25 protein-coding genes are annotated in these 19,571 nt (G+C 34.5%); 11 read left to right on the plus strand and 14 right to left on the minus strand.

Annotation, left to right across the window (positions count from 1 at the left end):
• Positions 1-14 precede the first annotated feature (14 nt).
• Positions 15-1,040 carry a thiamine-phosphate kinase gene (gene thiL / locus Q5Y73_RS21415; protein ID WP_305993965.1) on the minus strand — a complete coding sequence of 342 codons (1,026 nt, stop codon included), beginning with the start codon at positions 1,038-1,040 and terminating at the stop codon, positions 15-17.
• Between the two features lie 260 nt (positions 1,041-1,300).
• Between thiL and Q5Y73_RS21420 the strand changes: the two genes are divergently transcribed.
• Positions 1,301-1,630, plus strand: a complete 330-nt coding sequence (locus tag Q5Y73_RS21420) for an inorganic diphosphatase (RefSeq protein ID WP_305993966.1) — start codon at positions 1,301-1,303, stop codon at positions 1,628-1,630.
• A 78-nt stretch (positions 1,631-1,708) separates the two neighbouring features.
• Here the strand turns inward: Q5Y73_RS21420 and Q5Y73_RS21425 are convergent, their stop codons facing one another.
• Entirely contained in the window at positions 1,709-1,891 is a 183-nt protein-coding gene (locus Q5Y73_RS21425; protein WP_305993967.1) for an H-type small acid-soluble spore protein, read from the minus strand.
• A gap of 55 nt (positions 1,892-1,946) precedes the next feature.
• Entirely contained in the window at positions 1,947-2,144 is a 198-nt protein-coding gene (locus Q5Y73_RS21430) for a hypothetical protein (protein WP_305993968.1), read from the minus strand.
• A gap of 223 nt (positions 2,145-2,367) precedes the next feature.
• Between Q5Y73_RS21430 and ku the strand changes: the two genes are divergently transcribed.
• The 9 genes from ku (at position 2,368) to Q5Y73_RS21475 (ending at position 11,340) form a co-directional block, all read left to right on the plus strand.
• Positions 2,368-3,204 carry a non-homologous end joining protein Ku gene (ku, locus tag Q5Y73_RS21435; RefSeq protein ID WP_305993969.1) on the plus strand — a complete coding sequence of 279 codons (837 nt, stop codon included), beginning with the start codon at positions 2,368-2,370 and terminating at the stop codon, positions 3,202-3,204.
• Between the two features lie 15 nt (positions 3,205-3,219).
• Complete coding sequence (locus Q5Y73_RS21440; RefSeq protein ID WP_305993970.1) at positions 3,220-4,152, plus strand: ATP-dependent DNA ligase; 933 nt, start codon at positions 3,220-3,222, stop codon at positions 4,150-4,152.
• Positions 4,153-4,198: 46 nt separating this feature from the next.
• A complete protein-coding gene (locus Q5Y73_RS21445) occupies positions 4,199-5,086 on the plus strand; it encodes a DNA polymerase domain-containing protein (RefSeq protein WP_305993971.1) in 888 nt (295 codons plus the stop codon).
• Between the two features lie 82 nt (positions 5,087-5,168).
• On the plus strand, positions 5,169-6,767 hold the full coding sequence (locus Q5Y73_RS21450) for a spore germination protein (RefSeq protein ID WP_305993972.1): 1,599 nt from the start codon (positions 5,169-5,171) through the stop codon (positions 6,765-6,767).
• Positions 6,760-7,938, plus strand: coding sequence for a Ger(x)C family spore germination protein (locus tag Q5Y73_RS21455; protein WP_305993973.1), 1,179 nt, complete (start codon positions 6,760-6,762; stop codon positions 7,936-7,938). Before Q5Y73_RS21450 ends, Q5Y73_RS21455 begins: the two co-directional genes overlap by 8 nt.
• Positions 7,935-8,165 carry a hypothetical protein gene (locus Q5Y73_RS21460; protein ID WP_305993974.1) on the plus strand — a complete coding sequence of 77 codons (231 nt, stop codon included), beginning with the start codon at positions 7,935-7,937 and terminating at the stop codon, positions 8,163-8,165. The genes Q5Y73_RS21455 and Q5Y73_RS21460 overlap by 4 nt, the downstream gene beginning before the upstream one ends.
• 22 nt (positions 8,166-8,187) lie before the next feature.
• Positions 8,188-9,510, plus strand: a complete 1,323-nt coding sequence (locus tag Q5Y73_RS21465) for a GerAB/ArcD/ProY family transporter (RefSeq protein WP_305993975.1) — start codon at positions 8,188-8,190, stop codon at positions 9,508-9,510.
• 315 nt (positions 9,511-9,825) lie between these two features.
• Positions 9,826-10,887 carry a M23 family metallopeptidase gene (locus Q5Y73_RS21470; RefSeq protein WP_305993976.1) on the plus strand — a complete coding sequence of 354 codons (1,062 nt, stop codon included), beginning with the start codon at positions 9,826-9,828 and terminating at the stop codon, positions 10,885-10,887.
• 63 nt (positions 10,888-10,950) lie between these two features.
• Positions 10,951-11,340: a bactofilin family protein gene (locus Q5Y73_RS21475; RefSeq protein ID WP_305993977.1), complete on the plus strand. Its 390-nt coding sequence runs from the start codon at positions 10,951-10,953 to the stop codon at positions 11,338-11,340.
• A gap of 75 nt (positions 11,341-11,415) precedes the next feature.
• Here the strand turns inward: Q5Y73_RS21475 and Q5Y73_RS21480 are convergent, their stop codons facing one another.
• The 11 genes from Q5Y73_RS21480 to Q5Y73_RS21530 form a co-directional block, all read right to left on the minus strand.
• A complete protein-coding gene (locus tag Q5Y73_RS21480) occupies positions 11,416-11,676 on the minus strand; it encodes a metal-sensitive transcriptional regulator (protein WP_305993978.1) in 261 nt (86 codons plus the stop codon).
• Positions 11,677-11,762: 86 nt separating this feature from the next.
• Positions 11,763-12,395: a carbonic anhydrase gene (locus Q5Y73_RS21485; RefSeq protein WP_305993979.1), complete on the minus strand. Its 633-nt coding sequence runs from the start codon at positions 12,393-12,395 to the stop codon at positions 11,763-11,765.
• Positions 12,396-12,411: 16 nt separating this feature from the next.
• Positions 12,412-14,070, minus strand: a complete 1,659-nt coding sequence (locus Q5Y73_RS21490) for a SulP family inorganic anion transporter (protein ID WP_305993980.1) — start codon at positions 14,068-14,070, stop codon at positions 12,412-12,414.
• A 215-nt stretch (positions 14,071-14,285) separates the two neighbouring features.
• Positions 14,286-14,513 carry a sulfurtransferase TusA family protein gene (locus Q5Y73_RS21495; protein WP_305993981.1) on the minus strand — a complete coding sequence of 76 codons (228 nt, stop codon included), beginning with the start codon at positions 14,511-14,513 and terminating at the stop codon, positions 14,286-14,288.
• 16 nt (positions 14,514-14,529) lie between these two features.
• Positions 14,530-15,663, minus strand: a complete 1,134-nt coding sequence (locus Q5Y73_RS21500) for an MBL fold metallo-hydrolase (RefSeq protein WP_305993982.1) — start codon at positions 15,661-15,663, stop codon at positions 14,530-14,532.
• Positions 15,664-15,736: 73 nt separating this feature from the next.
• Positions 15,737-16,132, minus strand: coding sequence for a DsrE/DsrF/DrsH-like family protein (locus tag Q5Y73_RS21505; protein WP_305993983.1), 396 nt, complete (start codon positions 16,130-16,132; stop codon positions 15,737-15,739).
• Between the two features lie 48 nt (positions 16,133-16,180).
• Positions 16,181-16,417, minus strand: a complete 237-nt coding sequence (locus Q5Y73_RS21510) for a glutaredoxin family protein (protein WP_305993984.1) — start codon at positions 16,415-16,417, stop codon at positions 16,181-16,183.
• Positions 16,418-16,448: 31 nt separating this feature from the next.
• Complete coding sequence (locus Q5Y73_RS21515) at positions 16,449-17,021, minus strand: sulfurtransferase TusA family protein (RefSeq protein ID WP_305993985.1); 573 nt, start codon at positions 17,019-17,021, stop codon at positions 16,449-16,451.
• Positions 17,022-17,117: 96 nt separating this feature from the next.
• The gene (locus Q5Y73_RS21520) at positions 17,118-17,429 is read right to left on the minus strand and encodes a rhodanese-like domain-containing protein (RefSeq protein WP_305993986.1); all 312 of its coding nucleotides are present in this window, start codon (positions 17,427-17,429) and stop codon (positions 17,118-17,120) included.
• Positions 17,430-17,452: 23 nt separating this feature from the next.
• Positions 17,453-17,809 (minus strand): rhodanese-like domain-containing protein, encoded by a 357-nt coding sequence (locus Q5Y73_RS21525; protein WP_305993987.1) that lies wholly within the window; start codon positions 17,807-17,809, stop codon positions 17,453-17,455.
• A gap of 26 nt (positions 17,810-17,835) precedes the next feature.
• Positions 17,836-18,306, minus strand: coding sequence for a DsrE/DsrF/DrsH-like family protein (locus Q5Y73_RS21530; RefSeq protein WP_305993988.1), 471 nt, complete (start codon positions 18,304-18,306; stop codon positions 17,836-17,838).
• 159 nt (positions 18,307-18,465) lie between these two features.
• Between Q5Y73_RS21530 and Q5Y73_RS21535 the strand changes: the two genes are divergently transcribed.
• Complete coding sequence (locus Q5Y73_RS21535) at positions 18,466-19,560, plus strand: GerAB/ArcD/ProY family transporter (protein ID WP_305993989.1); 1,095 nt, start codon at positions 18,466-18,468, stop codon at positions 19,558-19,560.
• Positions 19,561-19,571: the final 11 nt, after the last annotated feature.

Consider the following 19,571-nt stretch of genomic DNA (forward strand, 5'->3'; position numbering starts at 1 on the left):
TTCACTCCAACCTGTTAATTAAAATGATTGTATCCTTCTTTTTGTATTTTTTTTATATTACCGTACTGATCTTTGATATGCACACCTTTTTGATCTATTACTTCTCCTAAGATGAAAAACGGAATTCCCTGTCGTTGAAAGCGGCTTTGTAAATATTCAACATTAGATCTGGATACTGTCCCAAGTAAATGATAGTCTTCACCGCCATATAAAATCCAATCAAGCGGACTTTTTCCAACCAAATCACAATATGCCCTCAATGTGGGATGTATAGGAATCATATCCTCGTTTATTAATATCCCTACTTTAGAAGCTTCGCTAATTTCATGAGCTTCGCTTGCCAGTCCGTCACTGATATCGTTTAAGGAATGACATCTTTTTGATTCAAGAAGAAGGCGACCTGCTTTCATTTGAGGAATCGGCCTTCGATGAGCTTGTACAAGTGGTTGAATATCTAAGGATAGTTTCGCAGAGGTTAGATGCCTCTCCTGCTTTTCCAATAAATAATGCAATCCTGCAGCAGAGCAACCCAAGAATCCTGTTACAAATAAAAGATCATTCACTTTAGCATTTGATCGGAGCAATGCTTGATTAGTTTCAACCTCTCCAGTTAAAGTTACAGATATATTTAAATGTTTTGGTGATTTGGACGTATCTCCACCTATGATAGCTACTTCGAATTCATTTGCACATTCGTACAAACCTTTATATATTTTCTTCAATCGAGATGAAGAGTAATGTTTAGGTATGCTTAAAGAGATAAGTGCATGCTTTGGTACAGCCCCCATAGCAGCAATATCACTTAAGTTAGAGGCGAGCGCCTTATAACCAACATCCTCATCCAGCATCGTATATGGATTAAAATGAATGGTTTCCACCATCGTATCACACGTCATCACAAGCTGAGAGCCTGGCGAATGTTGAACAACAGCCGCATCATCCCCTATGCCTTTAATGACACCTAATTTCTGTTGAAGTTCTTCAGATTGTTTTTTATGATTTAAGAATTGAATAAGTGCAAATTCATCAAGTTTACTCAAAAAACCACCTACTGCCTCATGTTTCGTATTATACTTCTAATTATAAATAAAACACCCCAAAAAGTGTAGTGAAGCTTAAGAAGCTTAATCCGAATACTTTCCGGGGACCCCATAACCATGAAAGTATCACAAAAAAGTGAAGCCAAGCTATGTAGAATAGTCCTATTACTTTTTGCGGGACCCGAAACCAAATATCCCAAAAATGTAGGTATAAATTAGTAGTGTATAATCAATTTACCAGTTAGAGGAGGGTGATGGATATGTATACAGACTTTCTATCAAAAAGAGTAACAGTTGAAGTGGATAGACCTTTAGGTTCAAAACATCCAAAATTTGATGCTCACTATCCCGTAAATTATGGTTACATTCCTAATACTAAGGCTGGTGACGGCGAGGAAATTGACGCTTACATATTGGGTGAAGATCGCCCTTTAGAATCTTTCGAAGGAACAGTCATTGCGGTCATTCATAGAAAAGATGATGTTGAAGACAAGCTTGTTGTAGCAAACGAGGAATTTCAAGTAGATGAAATTAAATCATTATTACATTTTCAAGAGCAATACTTTGATATCGAAGTTATCATTTTATAATTTCAAAAAACCTATCTTTTAAAAAATCCCAAAATGAAAATACAACTTTTCATTTGGGATTTGTTATTTCTGCTACTATTACTGTAATTCCTTCAATTTATCTACGGTAACCGTATCTTGTTCATTAGGATTATTGATTTCATGAACATTCACACTTCTCTTAACAGGATCCACTTTATCAATCCATATTTCTTTTCCATTCAGATACACGTTGATTTTCGCTTTTGAATCAAATATTTCTTGCGCTCTTTCAACATCCACTATAAAACCTCCTAAACCAACAAATTAAATTCCTTTTTCCTATTGTTTTGTTCTCTTATTCTCCAAATGATTTTTCTTTAATATCATTCTTATCATCCATTGTATCTGTTGTTGATTCATCAATAAGTCCATTTTGCAAGGTCACTTGTCCCCCACCTAATCCTTCATTCACCATACGATCGACATCCATGAAATGATTTTCTCTTCCTTCATTTTGCCCTTCCTTGTTTTTGTTTTGTTTATTTTCAGCCATTGTTATGCTGTTTACCTCCCTTTGAATGAGATGCCCATTCATTATATTTGTAAAGCAATCCCTTGTTTAAATGATACCCACTCGTCATTATTTTTATCACGTTCTACATGTTGTTAGTAAAGAAATCAGAAGATACGGTTAATTTTATTTTTCATTGTAAATAATGAATAAAAATATAAGAAGAATTTATTCATTGAGATTATTATATAAGGAGGCAATTTGTATGCACACAATGTGGAAAGGAGCTATTAGCTTCGGACTAGTCCATGTACCTGTTAAAATGTTCTCTGCAACAGAAGATAAAGGCATATCCATGAAGTATATCCACAAGGAATGCGGAACACCACTTAGTTATGTTAGAAAATGCAAACACTGTGACGAGGAAGTAGAATGGGAAGCCATTACCAAAGGATATGAATACGAAAAAGGGAAGTTTGTCCTTTTTGAAAAAGAAGAACTTCAACAGCTCGAAACAGAAACAACCAAAGAAATTCAAATTTTAGATTTTGTGCAATTGGAAGAAATTGATCCAATCTATTTTCAGAAAACATATTACTTATCACCTGGAGAAACGGGAGCAAACGCTTATTCTTTATTATTAGAAGCGATGAAGGACAGCGGAAAAATTGGCATTGCTAAAATATCTATCCGTTCAAAAAGCAGTCTTGCAGCTTTAAGGGTTCTAGATAAATGTATTACACTTGAAACGATTTATTATCCAGATGAAATTCGAGCCATTGAAAAGATTCCTAATCTTCCCGAAAATGTGGATGTCAAAGAAACTGAATTATCCATGGCAAAAATGCTTATAGATCAATTAACCAAACCTTTTGAACCTGAAAAATATCACGATGACTACCGTGGACAATTACTTGAACTTATAGAAAGTAAGGTTTCTGGTCAAGAAATTAAAATTGCTCCTAAACAACAAACGGCTGATGTTATTGATTTAATGACTGCTTTGCAAGCCAGCTTAAACGCAATGGATACAGGTGACCAAACACCAACCAAAAAAACGACTGCAAAATCTAAAACAAAGAAAAAAGAGACAGTATCTTAATGAAGGAAGATGTTTATGACGTTACAGCTTCCTAAAAAACCGATGTCCCCACTCTTAAATGAGCAGATCCCTAAAGGAGATGAATGGGGTTATCAACTCAAGTGGGACGGTGTAAGAGTTTTAGCAGCCATTGATCATGGTGTTATAAACTTGTTCTCTAAAAAACTGCTTAATAAAAATGAAACCTATCCAGAAATCATGCAGTTGTTAAATGACCCTAATCTATCCGTCGGTTTTAACTCCATTTTATTGGATGGAGAAATCATCGTATTTGATCAGGAAAGCAAAAAACCAAATTTCAGTAAAGTGTTGCAGAGAGAAAAAACAAGAAGCACCTCTATGCAAACTAAATATCCCGTTTCTTATGTTCTCTTTGATCTCCTCTATCTAAATGGGGTTGATTGGAGAAAGAAACCGTTTAGGGAACGGTATAAAATGCTACAATCTCTTTTCCCTAAAACATCCTCCTCTCTATTTGTAACGGATTTATTTTATGATGGGGAAGACTTATGGAATTGGGTTGCCTCAAATCAGTGGGAGGGCATTGTCAGCAAGAAATTAACCAGCACTTATCATGATGGGAAAAAACATACCGATTGGTACAAGAAAAAAATCACTTCATTCTTCGATGTGCAAATTGTTGGGATCACTCTAAAAAACAAGTTTCTTTCAAGTCTGGTTATGGCCTATAACGGTTCGTATTTTGGAAGAGTTTCATCTGGGTTGAATCAACAATGGAAGGAAGTTCTCTTGTTATATTCCAAATTACATCTAGCTAATAATTCTTTTTTCACACTACTTCCTCCAGATTTAAAAGGAGAGCAAATAACATGGCTGAACAAACCTTTTCCTTGTAGGGTCAAGGGGTTAGAGATTACCTCATCAGGAGTATTACGACATCCCCAAATCGAAAAAATTGATATCCATCAATTGTACCCGCAAAAGTAATCACACCTTCCTTATAAAAGAATCGTTATTTAATGGAGGAATATGTATGTCCAGTGTTACAGATAAAGTGCCACTCATTGTAGAAGGTCATGAGATCCTGATCTCCAATCCTAACAAGCCGTTATGGCCTAAAATTAAAAAAGTGGACTACTTACAAAAACTTGTACAAATTGCTCCTTATTTATTGCGATACTGCAAAAATAGATACTTAACAACGATTCGATATCCTCATGGATATGGAGACAAAACTTATTTTTATCAAAAAAACTGTCCAGAACCGAGACCAAGCTTTGTAAAAACAGCCAAACTCCATGAGATTAACTATGTGAATTTAGATTCCGTAGCTACTTTATTATGGCTCGGTAATTTGGCCTGTTTAGAGTTTCACCCCTCTTTTCATTATATCGATCAGTCTTTCCCAGCGGAGTGGGTCATTGACATAGATCCTTCAGTAGAAAATGAACCTAGGCTGATGGATGCTGTCCTTTGTATAGGAGAGCTTTTAGAAACTTTACATATTCAATCTGTCCCTAAAACCTCTGGAGCAACAGGAGTTCAAATTGTGATCCCCATCATACAAAAGTATAGCTTCGACCAGTTAAGAAAAGCGGGACAATTTATAAGTGAGTATCTAGTTCATAAATACCCAAATCTATTCACCATTGAAAGACTTAAAAAAAATCGTGGCCACTTAATATATATTGACTATCTCCAACATTGGCAAGGAAAAACTTTAGCCGCCCCCTATACACCCAGAGCACGTGAGCTTGCTCCCGTATCTACTCCCCTTCATTGGCATGAAGTCAAAAAAGATTTGCACCCAAAAGATTTTAACCTTTTAAATATCGAGGAACGCTTAAAACAAGAAGGAGACCTCATCCAAAAAGTAAAACCTCAGCAATTAGACCATTTATTAGAGCATATATCCAACTAATACATATTGTAGTGAGATTTGGAGAAAATACTTTCATAACCCGTAATTTGACATCTTGATTTACAGTATTGGGGAGGTTAGTATGTTTTTTTCTAAAAGCAAGAGCAAAAAAAAAGCTAAAACTTATATTGATTACACCTTTGTTGATGAATTAAAAGGTCAGCCTATATCTAATTCGCTGGAGGAAAACAAAAAAAAGCTAAAATATCTTTTCAATGACTGCTCTGATGTCAGCATTTCAGAGTTTCAAATAAAAAATGGTCAAAAAGCGCTGTCTATTATCATCTCTGGTATGACAAATCCTGAACTAGTCAATCAAGCAATGAAAGCCATGATGAATACAGAAAATGACGCATCAGGCATAGATGATTTGAGAAATGTTGTACTTCCTTTTGCTCAGGTCGTTGAAGATCAAAACCTTGGGGATTTTTTAATGCATATATTAAGCGGGAACTTAGGTATTCTTGTTGACAACGAAAGCACAGGATTAGCTATTGGTATTACTGGATTCGAGATGCGATCTATCAGTGAGCCTGAAACAGAGTCAAGTATTCGCGGTCCACGCGAAGGATTTATAGAAAATATTAGAATTAATACTTCCATGATCCGAAGGAAAATAAAGTCACCACACTTAAAAACAAAACCTTATCGTCTTGGTCGAGTCACTGGGACTGATCTTGCTGTAGTTTATCTTGACAATCTCATTGACCCCAATCTTCTAAAAGAATTGGATCGACGATTAAATATGATTGATATTGATGGAATTCTCGAAAGTGGATATATTGAAGAGCTTATCCAAGATAATATATATTCGCCTTTTCCTCAATTCAAATTTTCAGAACGTCCAGATACGGTAGCAGCAGCATTACTGCAAGGGAAATTTGCCATTATTGTTGATGGTACTCCTGATGTTTTAATTGCCCCTACTGTATTTATAAATCTAATGCAAGCAAGTGAGGATTATTATGAAAGATATATGATCGCTACATTAATTCGTTGGCTTCGATATCTATTTTTATTCCTTGCGCTTACAACACCTGCATTTTATATTGCTTTTTCTACTTATCATCAAGACATTATACCAACAACCTTATTGTTAAGTATTGTTGCAGCACATGAAGCCATTCCATTTCCATCGATTATTGAAGCTTTAATTATGGAAGTCACATTTGAAGCATTAAGAGAAGCCAGCGTTCGACTGCCAAAAACGATTGGGCAAGCTGTCAGTATATTAGGTGCATTAGTTGTAGGACAGGCTGCTGTAGAAGCAGGAATCGTTTCAGCACCTATGGTAATCGTCGTATCCGTAACTGGAATAGCCTCCTTCACAATTCCTACTTTTAATGCAGGGATTGCTATACGTCTGTTGCGATTTCCTATCATGTTTGCAGCCTCTTTATTCGGAATCTTTGGAATCTTTATGAGTTTGTTGCTGCTGTTGGGACATTTAGCAAACTTAAAATCATTTGGAGTACCGTATTTAGCACCACTAGCTCCTTTAAGATTAGGAGATTTAAAAGATTCTGTAGTTGCTGCTCCCTGGCCTTTTATGAAGAATCGACCTGAATATGTCACACTTCAAAATCAAAAACGAATGGGTAATGAGCTAAGACAAAATGTTGAAAAAAATGGGGGTCTAAAAAATAATGAATCAGAGGAAGTGAGTGATCCAGGTGAATAAAAAGAAATTGCTTTTCATTTCCTTATGCATCTTTCAAACATTATTTATGACAGGTTGTTGGGATCGAACCGAATTAAATGATCTTGCCATCGCACTTGCTACAGCCGCTGATATTGAGGAGGATGATGTTATCCGAACTACTGTACAGTTTGCTTTACCTGGGAAAATGGGAGGGGCTACTTCTGGCGGCGGCGGTGGCGGTGCAGAAGACAACATTGCTTATGTTGATTCGGATGTTGGGACTACTCTTCGTGAGGCTGTAGGTAAAATGCAAAGAAGGATGTCTCAAAGAATCACGTTTTCTCATCGTCGTGTATTTATAGTTAGTGAGGAATTAGCTAAAAAAGGGATTCGAGATATGTTTGACACAACAGCTCGCGTTGCACAAAACCGTCTTTCTGCCTACATCATTGTTGCTAAGGGAAAAGCCTACGATCTACTTAAAGCTGAGCCTCAGTTTGAACGATTTTCAGGTGAAAATATCTTATATTTAGCAGAAGCTAGAGGTGTGATAAGCGTAAATATGAGACAAGCTGCTCAATCCATAAGCTCTTTTGGCAGCGATACGATATTAGCTTATATGACAGTGACAAAATCTCAGCTTTCCAACGAGATTTCTGACGAAATAGAATTTTTAGGGTATGCACAGTTTCGAGATGACAAGATGGTCGGAATTTTCGAAGGGGAGCAAGCGCATGGCTTAATGTGGCTAAGGAATGAACTTAGTCCCTATACAACCATTGTAGAGATCAAAGAGGATAAATACGCTGCGATCAATATTAAAAATGGAAGAATCCAAATCAAACCAAAATTAAAGGAAGACCACATCGAATTTTCAATAAAAATAGATATCAATGCGAATTTAGTAGAGGATTTTTCTAGATCTGATATGACTAAATTAAATGATAAAGATTTGTTTAATCGCAAACTTGAAGAACATATCAAAGCAGCGGTTGAAGGTGCAGTGAAAGTCATTCAAGAAAACAAGGCAGATTCTGCAAATTTAGGGTTATTGGTAAATCGTCATTTTCCAAAACAATGGGAAGAGAAGTATGGTAAAAATTGGTATGAAGAATTGTCAAAGGCAAAGTTTACAATCATAGCAAATGCCAATATAACTGATGCTGGATTAGTGTCTGAAAATATTTCAAAAGGTGAGGAGCCAGAATGAGTACTTCTATTCAAATCAGCCTTTTTCTTATGTATTTAGTTACAATTGCAATAGATATAAAATACATTAAATCAATGAAATTGGCTGAAAAAGTGATATTTTATAGTATGAATTCGATCATATTAATTCTTATAGGATTAAGATTTATTTTTACAGAATTCCCCATGCCTATTGATTTCTTTATCCATTATGTTTCACCATGGGTTTTGGAATGGTCTCGTTCATAAAGAATAAGAAGGAGTCAAAAAGATGGATCAGCAGCAAATCATATCCCCACGGCAATTTTCTTGGATCTCAACAGTGATAATATTTACAAGCAGCCAGACTTTTGTTCCAAGAGAAGCCCTTTATATTTCACATCATAACGCTTGGTTCACTTATATTTTGCCATTAGTATATGTATTGTTTATAACGTATGTTTTTTATGAACTATGTAAGGTTTTCCCCAAAAAAAATATTTTTGAAATCTCTTTCTTACTATTCGGAAAATTTGTTGGTGGATTCATTAACATCCTGATGATCTTGTATATTTGGTCTTCTTTTATGCGTAATATATCCACCATTTCTGTATTTATGGACAGTACAATTTTAATTCTAACGCCCGTTTATGTTATAGGTATTATTTGCAACCTCATTGTCCAGCATTATGGAAAAATGAGTATAGAAGTAAGTGCTCGCGTAAATGAGTTAACATTTATACTGTTTATTACTATGGCGTTTTCTATGCCTCTCATGTTAATAGGAGACATCCAAGTTCAAAATGTACTTCCAATATTAAGCCATGGCGTAAATGGATTCTTTAAATCCAATACGTTAAACCTGGGATGGTTTGGAGACTTATTTATTTTAGGTGCTTTTTTACATACTTTATCTGTCCCAAGACAAGTCCATGCCTCTTTAAGATATGGGGCCATTAACGCTACTTTTCTGCTAACTTTAATTATGATGTTAACGATTACTATTTTGGGACCTAACATCGGGAGTAAAGCTATGTATCCTATATATCTTTTAGCTGAGCAAATCCATTTTACTGATTTTTTGGAGCGTCTGGAAATCATAATGGTTACCGCCTATACTTTCTCATACATGTTAAGCATGATTTTCATTTTCATTGCGGGTTTGATTGGAATAAGCAGTTTTACAAAACGAAGAGATTATCGAATTTACTCCTCATCCGCTGGTTGGTTAATGTACATGATTACCGTTTTATCTTTTTCTAATATTACAGACTTATATAATTTTGTAAGTTATAGCAGTGTGATCATTGCAATCACAATTCAAGTGCCTATTTTAATCTTATTTTGGATCTTCTCAAAAAGGAAAAAATATCGTAAACAGATCTCCGTAAAAGTAAAAAAAGAGCATAAGTACGGTCGTAGTTTTCGTTGGATGACCAACGGATTCATATTGCTGTCATTAGTGTTTATTTTTTTTGGAATATGGTTAGGTGATAAGATTGCAATTTGTGGAACCATAGCAGGTTTAGGCTTTTTATTAAGCTTAAGCAGCGCGTTGATCACATCACTATTAGAGATGATAAAATGCAACAAATTAAGGAGAAATAACCCATAATCATCTAATTTTTTTGTTTTAAAGGCAGGTATTTCAGCTCTTTTATAGAATTAAAGATTAAGGTGAATTGATTTATCATGTGAGAAAAATTTTTATAAAACAACATTATTTCTCACGATTCAATATTCAGCAGTAATCATTTTTTTCTATAAGAAGTAGATAACGGACTGCAATCACACTTTTATGTGGTTTACATCTAAAAAAGTTCACATCTTTGTGGACAAACGATGCATTAAAACATCTGTTCTATCTCAACTTTCAGTGAAGTAAACTTCACTGAAAGCAGGTTCACTTTAATGGAAAAAGGAGTTACATATGAACAAACTATCTAAATTTAAGTGGAAGAAAAAGAAGTTTACTTTTATCATTTTACAAGATGCAAACCGTTCCTCTATTCAATTTAAAATGTTGGATTTAGTTCTCTATAGTATTCCTGTCTTACTGGGACTTCTTATCCTTGCCATTTTCGTCTTTTCCACACTTCATCAAGGTGCCATGTTAAAGTTCGAACGTGTTCAGGATTCTTTAAAAAACAGTGAAACAGAATATGCAAAGTTGATTTCACAAAAAAATCAAACGATAGAAAGTAAAGAGAAAACGATTGCACAATTGCAAAACAATTTAATTAGTTTATCAGAGCAGTCAAAAGAAATTGAAACAAAACTTCATGAGTTAAAAAAACTAGAAAATGAGTTAAAAAAGATAACCGGTACTGACTCTACAGCTTTAACAAAACCATCTAATATAACATTGGAAAAGCAGTCAGTTGCAGCATTGACAGCTTCTTCTTATTTTTCACATAACAATAATAAGCTTGCCGAATTAGGAATTGGTGGACAGCTAATTCCTGTACATAATGAAGGTTTAAAGGAACTCTCAACAAATACATCAGAGGATTTAACTATATTAAGTGAAGATATGGACTCTTTATTAGATAGTTTAACAAATACCAAACAAGAGATCATAGAATATCAACAATTACTGAGCATTACACCTTCGATATGGCCAACAAATCATCAAAAAATTACATCCAAATTTGGTTATCGAAGAGATCCATTTACGAATGCACTTAGCTTCCATACAGGTTTAGATATAGGAGCATACTATAATGATCCTGTTTATGCAGCTGCAAATGGAACCATTAGTTATACAGGTTATGATCGTATCTATGGGAATCAAATTACGATCAATCATTCAAACGGTGTACTTACAAGATATATGCACCTAAATAAAATATTAGTTCAATCCGGTGAAAAGGTTGAAAAAGGTCAAAAGATAGGTTTGGTAGGTTCTACAGGAAGAAGTACAGGGCCTCATCTTCATTATGAAATTGTAAAAAATGGTCAACGGCAAAATCCAATGGAGTACATTCAATGACAGAGAACCTAACTTATACGGAAGGAATGATCTATATTGTTTAAAGGAAACAAGGGGAAAATTGTGGATCCAAATAAAACAGACACATTAGTAGGAGAAGGAACAATATTTGAAGGAAACATAAAATCAGAGGCAAGCATTCGCATTGATGGAAAAATTATTGGAGATATTCATTGTGAAGGTGATGTTACTATTGGAGAAAAAGGCGCTGCAATATCCAATATTACAGCTCGTAATATCACTGTAGCTGGCAAAATTGAAGGGAATGTAACCGCAAACGAAAAAATGGAAATTGCATCTACTGGAAAAGTAAACGGCAATATCTCCATGTCTGTTTTAACCATTGAGGATGGTGGAGTATTTGAAGGCAGCAGTAAAATGAATATGAATCAAGCAAGAGAAGGGAAACAAAACGTAAGCGATCAAGAAAAAAGAAAAAATGTTCCCGCGTAACTTATAAACTCCAGAAATAGAGGAATTCTTTGGTCACCCTAAATTCCTCTATTTTCACTTATTATTGGAAAAAAATCATCTGCTTTTCACTAACAAATTTATGGCTTCCTTCACTACTTCACTCGTATCATTCCCATTTTCTTGTTCCTCTAGGATGCAGTTCTCTAAATTCACTGCAACTATATATGCAATTGCTTTATCGGCAGCACTTCTAACAGCTGATAATTGGCTTACGACTTCCTTACAAGGTTTTTCCTGATCCATCATATTTAAAACGCCTCGAACTTGTCCTTCTAATCGTTTTAAACGTTTTTTAACGTCATCTCCATATTCCATTTATATAAACTCCCTTCACTCATACATGTATAGGTATATTACCACGAGTAAAAGAATGAGACAAGTGAGTATATCTTTAGAAAGGTTTAATTAAAAGCTTCCGGGTTTGGTGCTGCCACTTCAATTAATTTACCAGAGGAAAGATCAAAAACATAACCGCTGATTTCAACACTTTCCCCATACTTTTTATAAACAGGATGTTCTTTCACATTTTCAATCTGATTTAATACATTTAATTTAACCAACTCAAAATTGGTTAAATCCTTGCATTGCTGTTGGACATGTAGATTCTTTTGAATTTCAGATATCCATGTCATAATCCCTTCTTCTGCTGTTTGTGAATCCTTTGATTTTTGATCTAATTCTTGTTTTTGTCCATATTGTTGCCTCGTTTTACACGCAGCATCAATTCCACCACAGTTTGTATGACCTTCAATGATTATTTTTTTAATTTGTAAATGCTTCAACGCGTAATATAAACCTGCCGAAAAACTGTCATCACTTTCAACTACCTGGTTGGCAACATTACGATGAACAAAAAAATGTCCTAAAGGCATATTAGCTGTAATCGATGGACTAACCCTTGAATCACTGCAAGCCAAAACAAAATATTCAGGCGATTGACCTTGTGACAGGTTGGAAAAGAATATTGGATCTTGTTTTTTCATTTCTAAAATAAATTGTTCATTCTGTTTTGATAAATTTAGTTCTTTTTTCACCTTTATCACCTGCTTATCATCCAATGTTTAATATATGTTTTATTGATGCATATTGAATATTTTGTCCATATTTTTCATTCCAACCAGCTCTCTTCACTAAATCTTTGATTGGTCCCTTCATTCCAGTAATGATAAATTCAATCCCTGCATTTTTATAATTGTCTATTATTTTTTCTAATTCATCTATTGAAACAGCATCTATATCATTGACAGCACTAAAATCTAGTATGATTCTGTTTATACTTGGCTTTTTCAGTAATTCGTCACTAAATCTTTTTTCTATAAATCCCATATTAGCAAAATAGATGGAAGCATCAATTCTAAAAATAAGCGTATTTTCAAATGTTTTCGCTTCAGGATAACGTCTGATGTTTCTAAACAATCCTTTTTCCTTTAAATATCCCAATTCAGCAATGTGTGGATATGCACTTCGCCATATAAAAACAAGTAATGAAAATACTGCACCTATAATGATCCCTTCTTCAATCCCTAAAATAAGCGTCGTAAAGAACGTAAGGATTAAAGTCCATCCATCCATTTTTTTCACCTTAAATAAATGTTTGAATTCCTTAACATCAATTAGACCAAAAACAGCAACCATAATAATAGCAGCTAAAACTGCATTCGGTAAATAATAAAAGAGAGGTGTGAAAAACAGTAAAGTGATCACAATTAAAACAGCAGTTATAATAGATGCCAGTCCTGTACGAGCTCCTGCTTGATAGTTTACAGCAGATCTAGAGAACCCTCCTGTTACTGGATAGGCTGAAAAGAAAGATCCAACTACATTCGCTAGACCTAAACCATTCAATTCCTGATTGGAATTTATTTTATAGTTTTCTTTTGATGCAATCGCTTTTGCAACCGCAATAGATTCCATGAAACCAACAAAGGATATTGTTAATGCGATAGGCATTAAGGTGATAATGGAATCCATATCAAATGCTGGTAAAGAAAAACTTGGAATTCCAATTGGAACCTCTCCTACGATTTTCACTCCAACATCATTTAATTTATAAAAATAAACTAGTAACGTACTAACTAGTACAACGATTAAAGGAGCTGGAAATCGCGGATACTTTTTTTTGAATAGCCATAAAAACAGAATACTTCCAATACCAATGAAAAAGGTAATTAGATTCATTTCATTAATACGTGATCCCGCTTCAAACAAGGTATGAAAGATCGTCTCCCCCGATTCCATATCGATTCCCAACAAATTTTTTAATTGACTCATTCCAATAATTAAAGCAGCAGCTGAAGTAAATCCACTAACGACTGCATGCGATAAAAAATTGACAATAAAACCTAATTTAAATACACCCATCGCTAACTGGATAATACCTGTCATAAACATTAATAAAAATACATAGGACAAATATTCTTCTGTACCAGGATCTGCTAACACGGATACTCCTGAAAAAACAAGCAGAGAAACCATCGCAACTGGACCTACAGCTAATTGTCTAGAAGATCCCATAATGGCATATATAAACAGAGGAATCGTAGAGGCATACAAACCTATAACAGGAGGCAAACCTGCAATCATAGCATATGCCATTGCTTGTGGAATTAACATAATCGCAACAATTAATCCAGCAGATGTGTCTCCTCTAAGATCCTGCTTATTATAACGTTGAATCCAATCTAAAGCTGGAAAGATCTTTTTTAACATTATTGCTCCTCCCTTCTCTTCCTACTCCCATCTCTTAATTAATGGCTTCTTACTAGAAGTTAAATGTTTTAACTTTTAATAATAAATGTATTGTGGTTTGCCCTTATTTAGTGACTTTTGCGGTCTTTGCAAGTGGAACGTATAAGGGCAAATCACATTTTATACTTTTTAAAAAGAAATATTTAAACCTTCTTCGAATTTATGAAGCCATTTAATTATCCTCGTCTAATCCAAAACTTAAACAATCCATCCGCTTCAGTTGACTCCAACAATTCATGACCCGTTGATTTAACCCAAGCAGCTAAATCATTTTTAGCCCCTTTATCAGTTGCGTGGATCTCTAAAATGTCACCTGACTGTAAACCTTCTATCGCTTTTTTAGTTTTCACGATAGGCATCGGACAAGCTAAACCTTTAGCATCTAATACTTTTGTTGCTTTCATATTTTCATTCCCCTTTTTAATGAGTATGGTGTACTGCACAACGATTGGGACCAATTTCTAGCTCCTGCTGTTTTTCTTCAGCTGCTTTTTCCACACCTCGATTTATTCCAATAATTTCTTCAAAATTTGGAGGTGTTTCAGAGCTGGCAGATTGTGCAACATGTTCTACAAAATCTTCTATGCTTTGATTAGACATGATTTCGTTTTGCTTTCTAATTTCGCCTAATGTCTCTCCAATATACCCTGCTCTATTTACTTCATCTTCAAAATCAGCATAATGTGAAGGTAAAACAATCACATCATCAGTGATTTGAGATACTTTATTGTAAACCGTATCGTATAAGTCTTTAGCCCATTCTCTAGCCTTACCTCCTAAATCGGGTCTACCTAATCCGCTCACAAAGATGGTATCACCAGAGAATAATAATTTGTCATTTACAAAGAAGGATACGCTACCCGGTGTATGACCTGGTGTTTTTATAGCAATTACCTCCAATGAAACTTGTTCAAAATCTATCTTGTTGTAGTTTTCTAATGCCTTGAAGTCAAATACAGCACCTTCACTTTTCATCAAGTAATAGTTAGCACCTGTTTCTTCAGCAAGTACGCGCCCTCCTGAGATATGATCTGCATGAAGATGAGAATCTACGATATGAGTAATTTTCACATCTTCGTCTTCAGCTGCTTTTTTATAAATCTCTGTAAATCTTGAAGGATCAACGATGAGAGCTTCTTCGCCTGACACAACCATATAAGATAAACATCCCTTACCTACTCGAACAAACTGGAACACTGTCATTTTGTCATCTTTATATACTTCTTTTTTATAGAGATATTCGCTCCAAGATTTCATACCTCCTTTTAAATATGACGTAGCTAACCCCTTGTCGCTTAACATCTCCGCTACCATTTTAGATGAACCTTCTTTGGCACATACAACAATGATTTCTTTATCTTTTGGAATTTGATCCATGATTTCTTCTACTCCATCGATGAGATCAAAATAAGGAACATTTAAATATTTAATTTGTTTGCCTTCAATTTTCCAATCTTTAAAATCGTCCGTATTTCTCACATCTAAAATAAACAACTCTTCACCATTCAACACTTGATCAAATATTTCTTTTGCCGTTTTTACTGTTACGCTCATTTTTTTCACTCCTCATTTTTTTCATATTATATAATTTTTTTTATATTAGTATCAGATCATTCCTAAGCTCTTTTTAGAATGTTAACGTTACATTTGCGTCCTTAGCAAAATCGAGAAATGTCACTGCCCCGCCTACATCAATACCTGAAATTAAGTCTTCTTTTTTTACATTCATAACATCCATTGTCATTTGACAGGCAATCATTTTCACACCTAAATCTTTTGCCATGAGAAGAAGCTCATCAATACTAGGAACTTGTGCCGCTTTAAACCCTTCTTGAAAATGTTCTTTTCCCTCTGGCAATGGAAGTTGTCCACTTGCCTCTTTTTGAATTAGATTTAAACCTTCAAAAGTAAAGAATATCCCTACCTCTGCATCTGTTGCAGCTGATGCAGTTGCAATATTAAAAACTTTATAGGCATCAAATAAACCTCCGTTGGATGCGATAATAGCTACTTTATTTGACATGATAAAACCCTCCTGTTTTATTTCATCATTTTTATTCATTCAAATTGATTATTCTTGAATAAATTCCAGTATTCTTTTTTGATCAAAACCTAATACCCAATGTCCATTGACCTCGGCTTGTGGAACACCTAGCTGCCCTGTAGTATTGATTAATTTTTCTGCTGCTGCGGCATCCTTCTCAAGGTTTATTTCTTTAAAAGGAAGATCTTGCTCGTTAAGAAAGTTTTTTAATAATACACAATAAGGACAGGTAGACGTGGTGTAGACTGTAATTTGGTTTTTCATATGAATGCCTCCTTCTTCATTTTGTAAGACCTTACGTAATTAAACTCTTAGTTTGACCCTTCCATTCTGTCATTCCAGGAACAACATTAAATACTTTTTCAAACCCTGATTGAGTTAATTTTTGTGCTGCAAGGTCACTTCGGTTTCCTGTCCGGCAAATCACAAACATTTCTGCACCTTTATTTAAATTACTCATTCGTTGATCCAGTTCACCAAACGGAATTGAAATAGCACCAGGAATATGATTAAATGCAAATTCTGAAGGCTCTCTAACATCAAGAATGATGATCTGCTCATTACTCCCTAGTTTTTTAGCTAAATCCTCATTATCAATCAAATGTGGATGTTGTATTTCTTTTATTTCTTCACCCCCTTTTCTTACAAAATGGTGTATCACATTCCCTTTGTGAACCGTCCCAATATATTGATGACCAGTATTTTCACACCAAGCTTTTAAGTCTGCCGTTGAACCTTTATCCGTTGCTTCGATTTCCAAAACTTGACCTGGTTCCAATTCATTGATTGTTTTTTTGGTTTTTACGATTGGCATTGGACATGCAAGTCCTTTTGCGTCTAATACTTTATCTGTCTGAATATTTGTCACAAATAAAACCTCCATATATTTATTTAGAATAAGTCTATCTAAGATGCCATTGAATTCTTCATTTAAGGATGACAATATACCTGGTAGGGTATTTGTTCAATCAAAATTTTTTTGTACTACTTTCCCTTCCCATTCCAACATACCACCTACCATATTCTTCACATGAAACCCTTGACTTTCAAGAAACTGTGCAGCTATTCCACTTCGATTCCCTGAACGACATACCATAATATATTCTTTTGATTTATCCAACTCATGAAGACGAAATTCCAACAAACCTAATGGAATATGTGTTACCCCAGGTATGACACCTTGCAGAACTTCATCAACTTCACGAACATCAATGAGATGAATTAATTCATGATCATCTAGTTTTTTCTCCACTTCTTTTGTTGTAACAATATCCATATGAATAATCTCCAATCTTTAGTTTACCAACTACTTAATCCACCTTTTACATTAGTAATTTGTTTAAAACCTTGTTTTTTCAGTATTCTGCTAGCTTGTTGACTCCTTGCACCACTTTGACAAATGACCACAACTTCCTTTTCTTTAGATAATCCATTTCCCTTTTTAGAAACTTCATGTAACGGGATATTTTTAAACTTTTTAATGTGGTTCCTGCGATATTCTTCTGTAGAACGAACATCAATAAATTGTTTGTTCGAATCCTCAAGTTCAAGCTTCAACTGTGACGTTGTAATTTGTTTCACACCTTTTGGTGAACGTCGCTGTAAAATAAAAATCAAAATAATGCCTGCTATAATAACAATACTAACAATATCCATATTTACTCCTTTTACTAGACCTTCAATTAAATAAACAAGTTCACATTGCCATCTTCAGCATCAGCTAAATAAGCGGCAACTCCACCATATTCAATGTCATTCAATAGTTCTTCCTTTTGTAATCCTAATAAGTCCATGGTCATCGTACAGGCAACTAACTTTACGCCCTGTTCTTGGGCCATCTCTATTAATTGTTCTGGAGGCAATACATTGTGTTTTTTCATTACCTGTTTAATCATTTTCGGACCCATTCCAGCAAAATTCATTTTGGAAAGACTCATTTTGTCTACTCCTTGTGGCATAAAACGGCCAAACATCTTTTCTAGAAATCCTTTTTTGGTCAGCACATTTTCTTCCTTACGCAAAGCGTTTAATCCCCAAAATGTATGGAAAATGGTAACCTCATGATCATAAGCAGCCGCTCCATTAGCAATAATATAAGCAGCCATTGCTTTGTCATAATCACCACTGAACAATACAATTGTTGTTTTTTTCATTAGTTTGCGTCACCTCCTTTTTAATACCTATACCCCTAAGGGTATCTTTATCATAAATCTAATTTTACATTTCGTCAACAACATTTTGAATGTTTCCATAAAAAACCACCGATACTAATGGCATATAAAGATAGAAATTGAAGAAGGGAGGGGAGACAAATGAAGAGTAATACAGACTTCATATCACCTACACAGTTAATGTTGCTAATGATTACGTCGGTTGGATTAATTAATCATGTTCTTATCATCCCTGTTTTATTAGAAACTGCTCAACGTGATGCTTGGATATCTGTACTTATAAACCTCATTATTTATTCTATATGGATTCCAATTATTATTTATATAAAAAAAAGAACAAAGCAAAAAAACATTCATGAATTTATTGAATCAAAACTTGGAAAAGTAATAACGAAAGCTCTGTTTATCTTTATTGTTGTACATTTATTTCTACTGTCTACAACAACGTTAATTGCTACAATTCGTTGGACTATCCTGACTTTTTTACCTGAAACACCGATGTTTATGCTGACAATCACTTTTATATTGTTATGCTTTTTTACAGTAATCACTAGTTTAAGAACGATTACAAATATGAATATGCTGCTGCTGCCAGTTGTTGTTATTTTAGGTTTTTTTGTCTCCTTTTCTAATACACAATACAAAGACTATTCATTGTTAACCCCTATATTAGAACATGGCTTCCAACCTGTTCTTATCGGAATGATGCTCTCAGGATCAGGTTTAGTAGAACTATTTATCATCCTTTTTTTGCAGCACAAAGTTCATTCTAAAATCAAACTTTTTCCCGTGTTGTTAACTGGAATCTCTTTAGTTTTCCTTACACTGGGACCCTTAATTGGCTCTATTACAATATTTGGTCCTGAGGAAGCACAAAAAATGAGAGCTCCTGCATTCGAACAGTGGCGAATGGTCACGCTTGGACGTTTTGTAGAGCATGTAGATTTTTTATCTATTTATCAATGGTTGGCTGGTGCTTATATTCGCATCTCTTTATTCATGTTTATCATTCCAGAAACACTGAACATCAAAAAACAAAAAAATAAAGTTTGGCTTACACTCATTTTATTTATGATCATGGTCATCATTGTTCAATTACCATTTAGTGATATGCAATTAGCTAGTGTGTTATATGGATTTTTCATGCCTTATTCCTTCTGGTTTATGTTTATCATTTCAATATTAGTAGGAATATTAGTTTCTGTACAAAATAAGATGAAGCCAAAAAGAAATTAAAAAGCATACGG

The organism is Chengkuizengella axinellae (assembly GCF_030730905.1).
Lineage (GTDB): Bacteria > Bacillota > Bacilli > Paenibacillales > KCTC-33759 > Chengkuizengella > Chengkuizengella axinellae.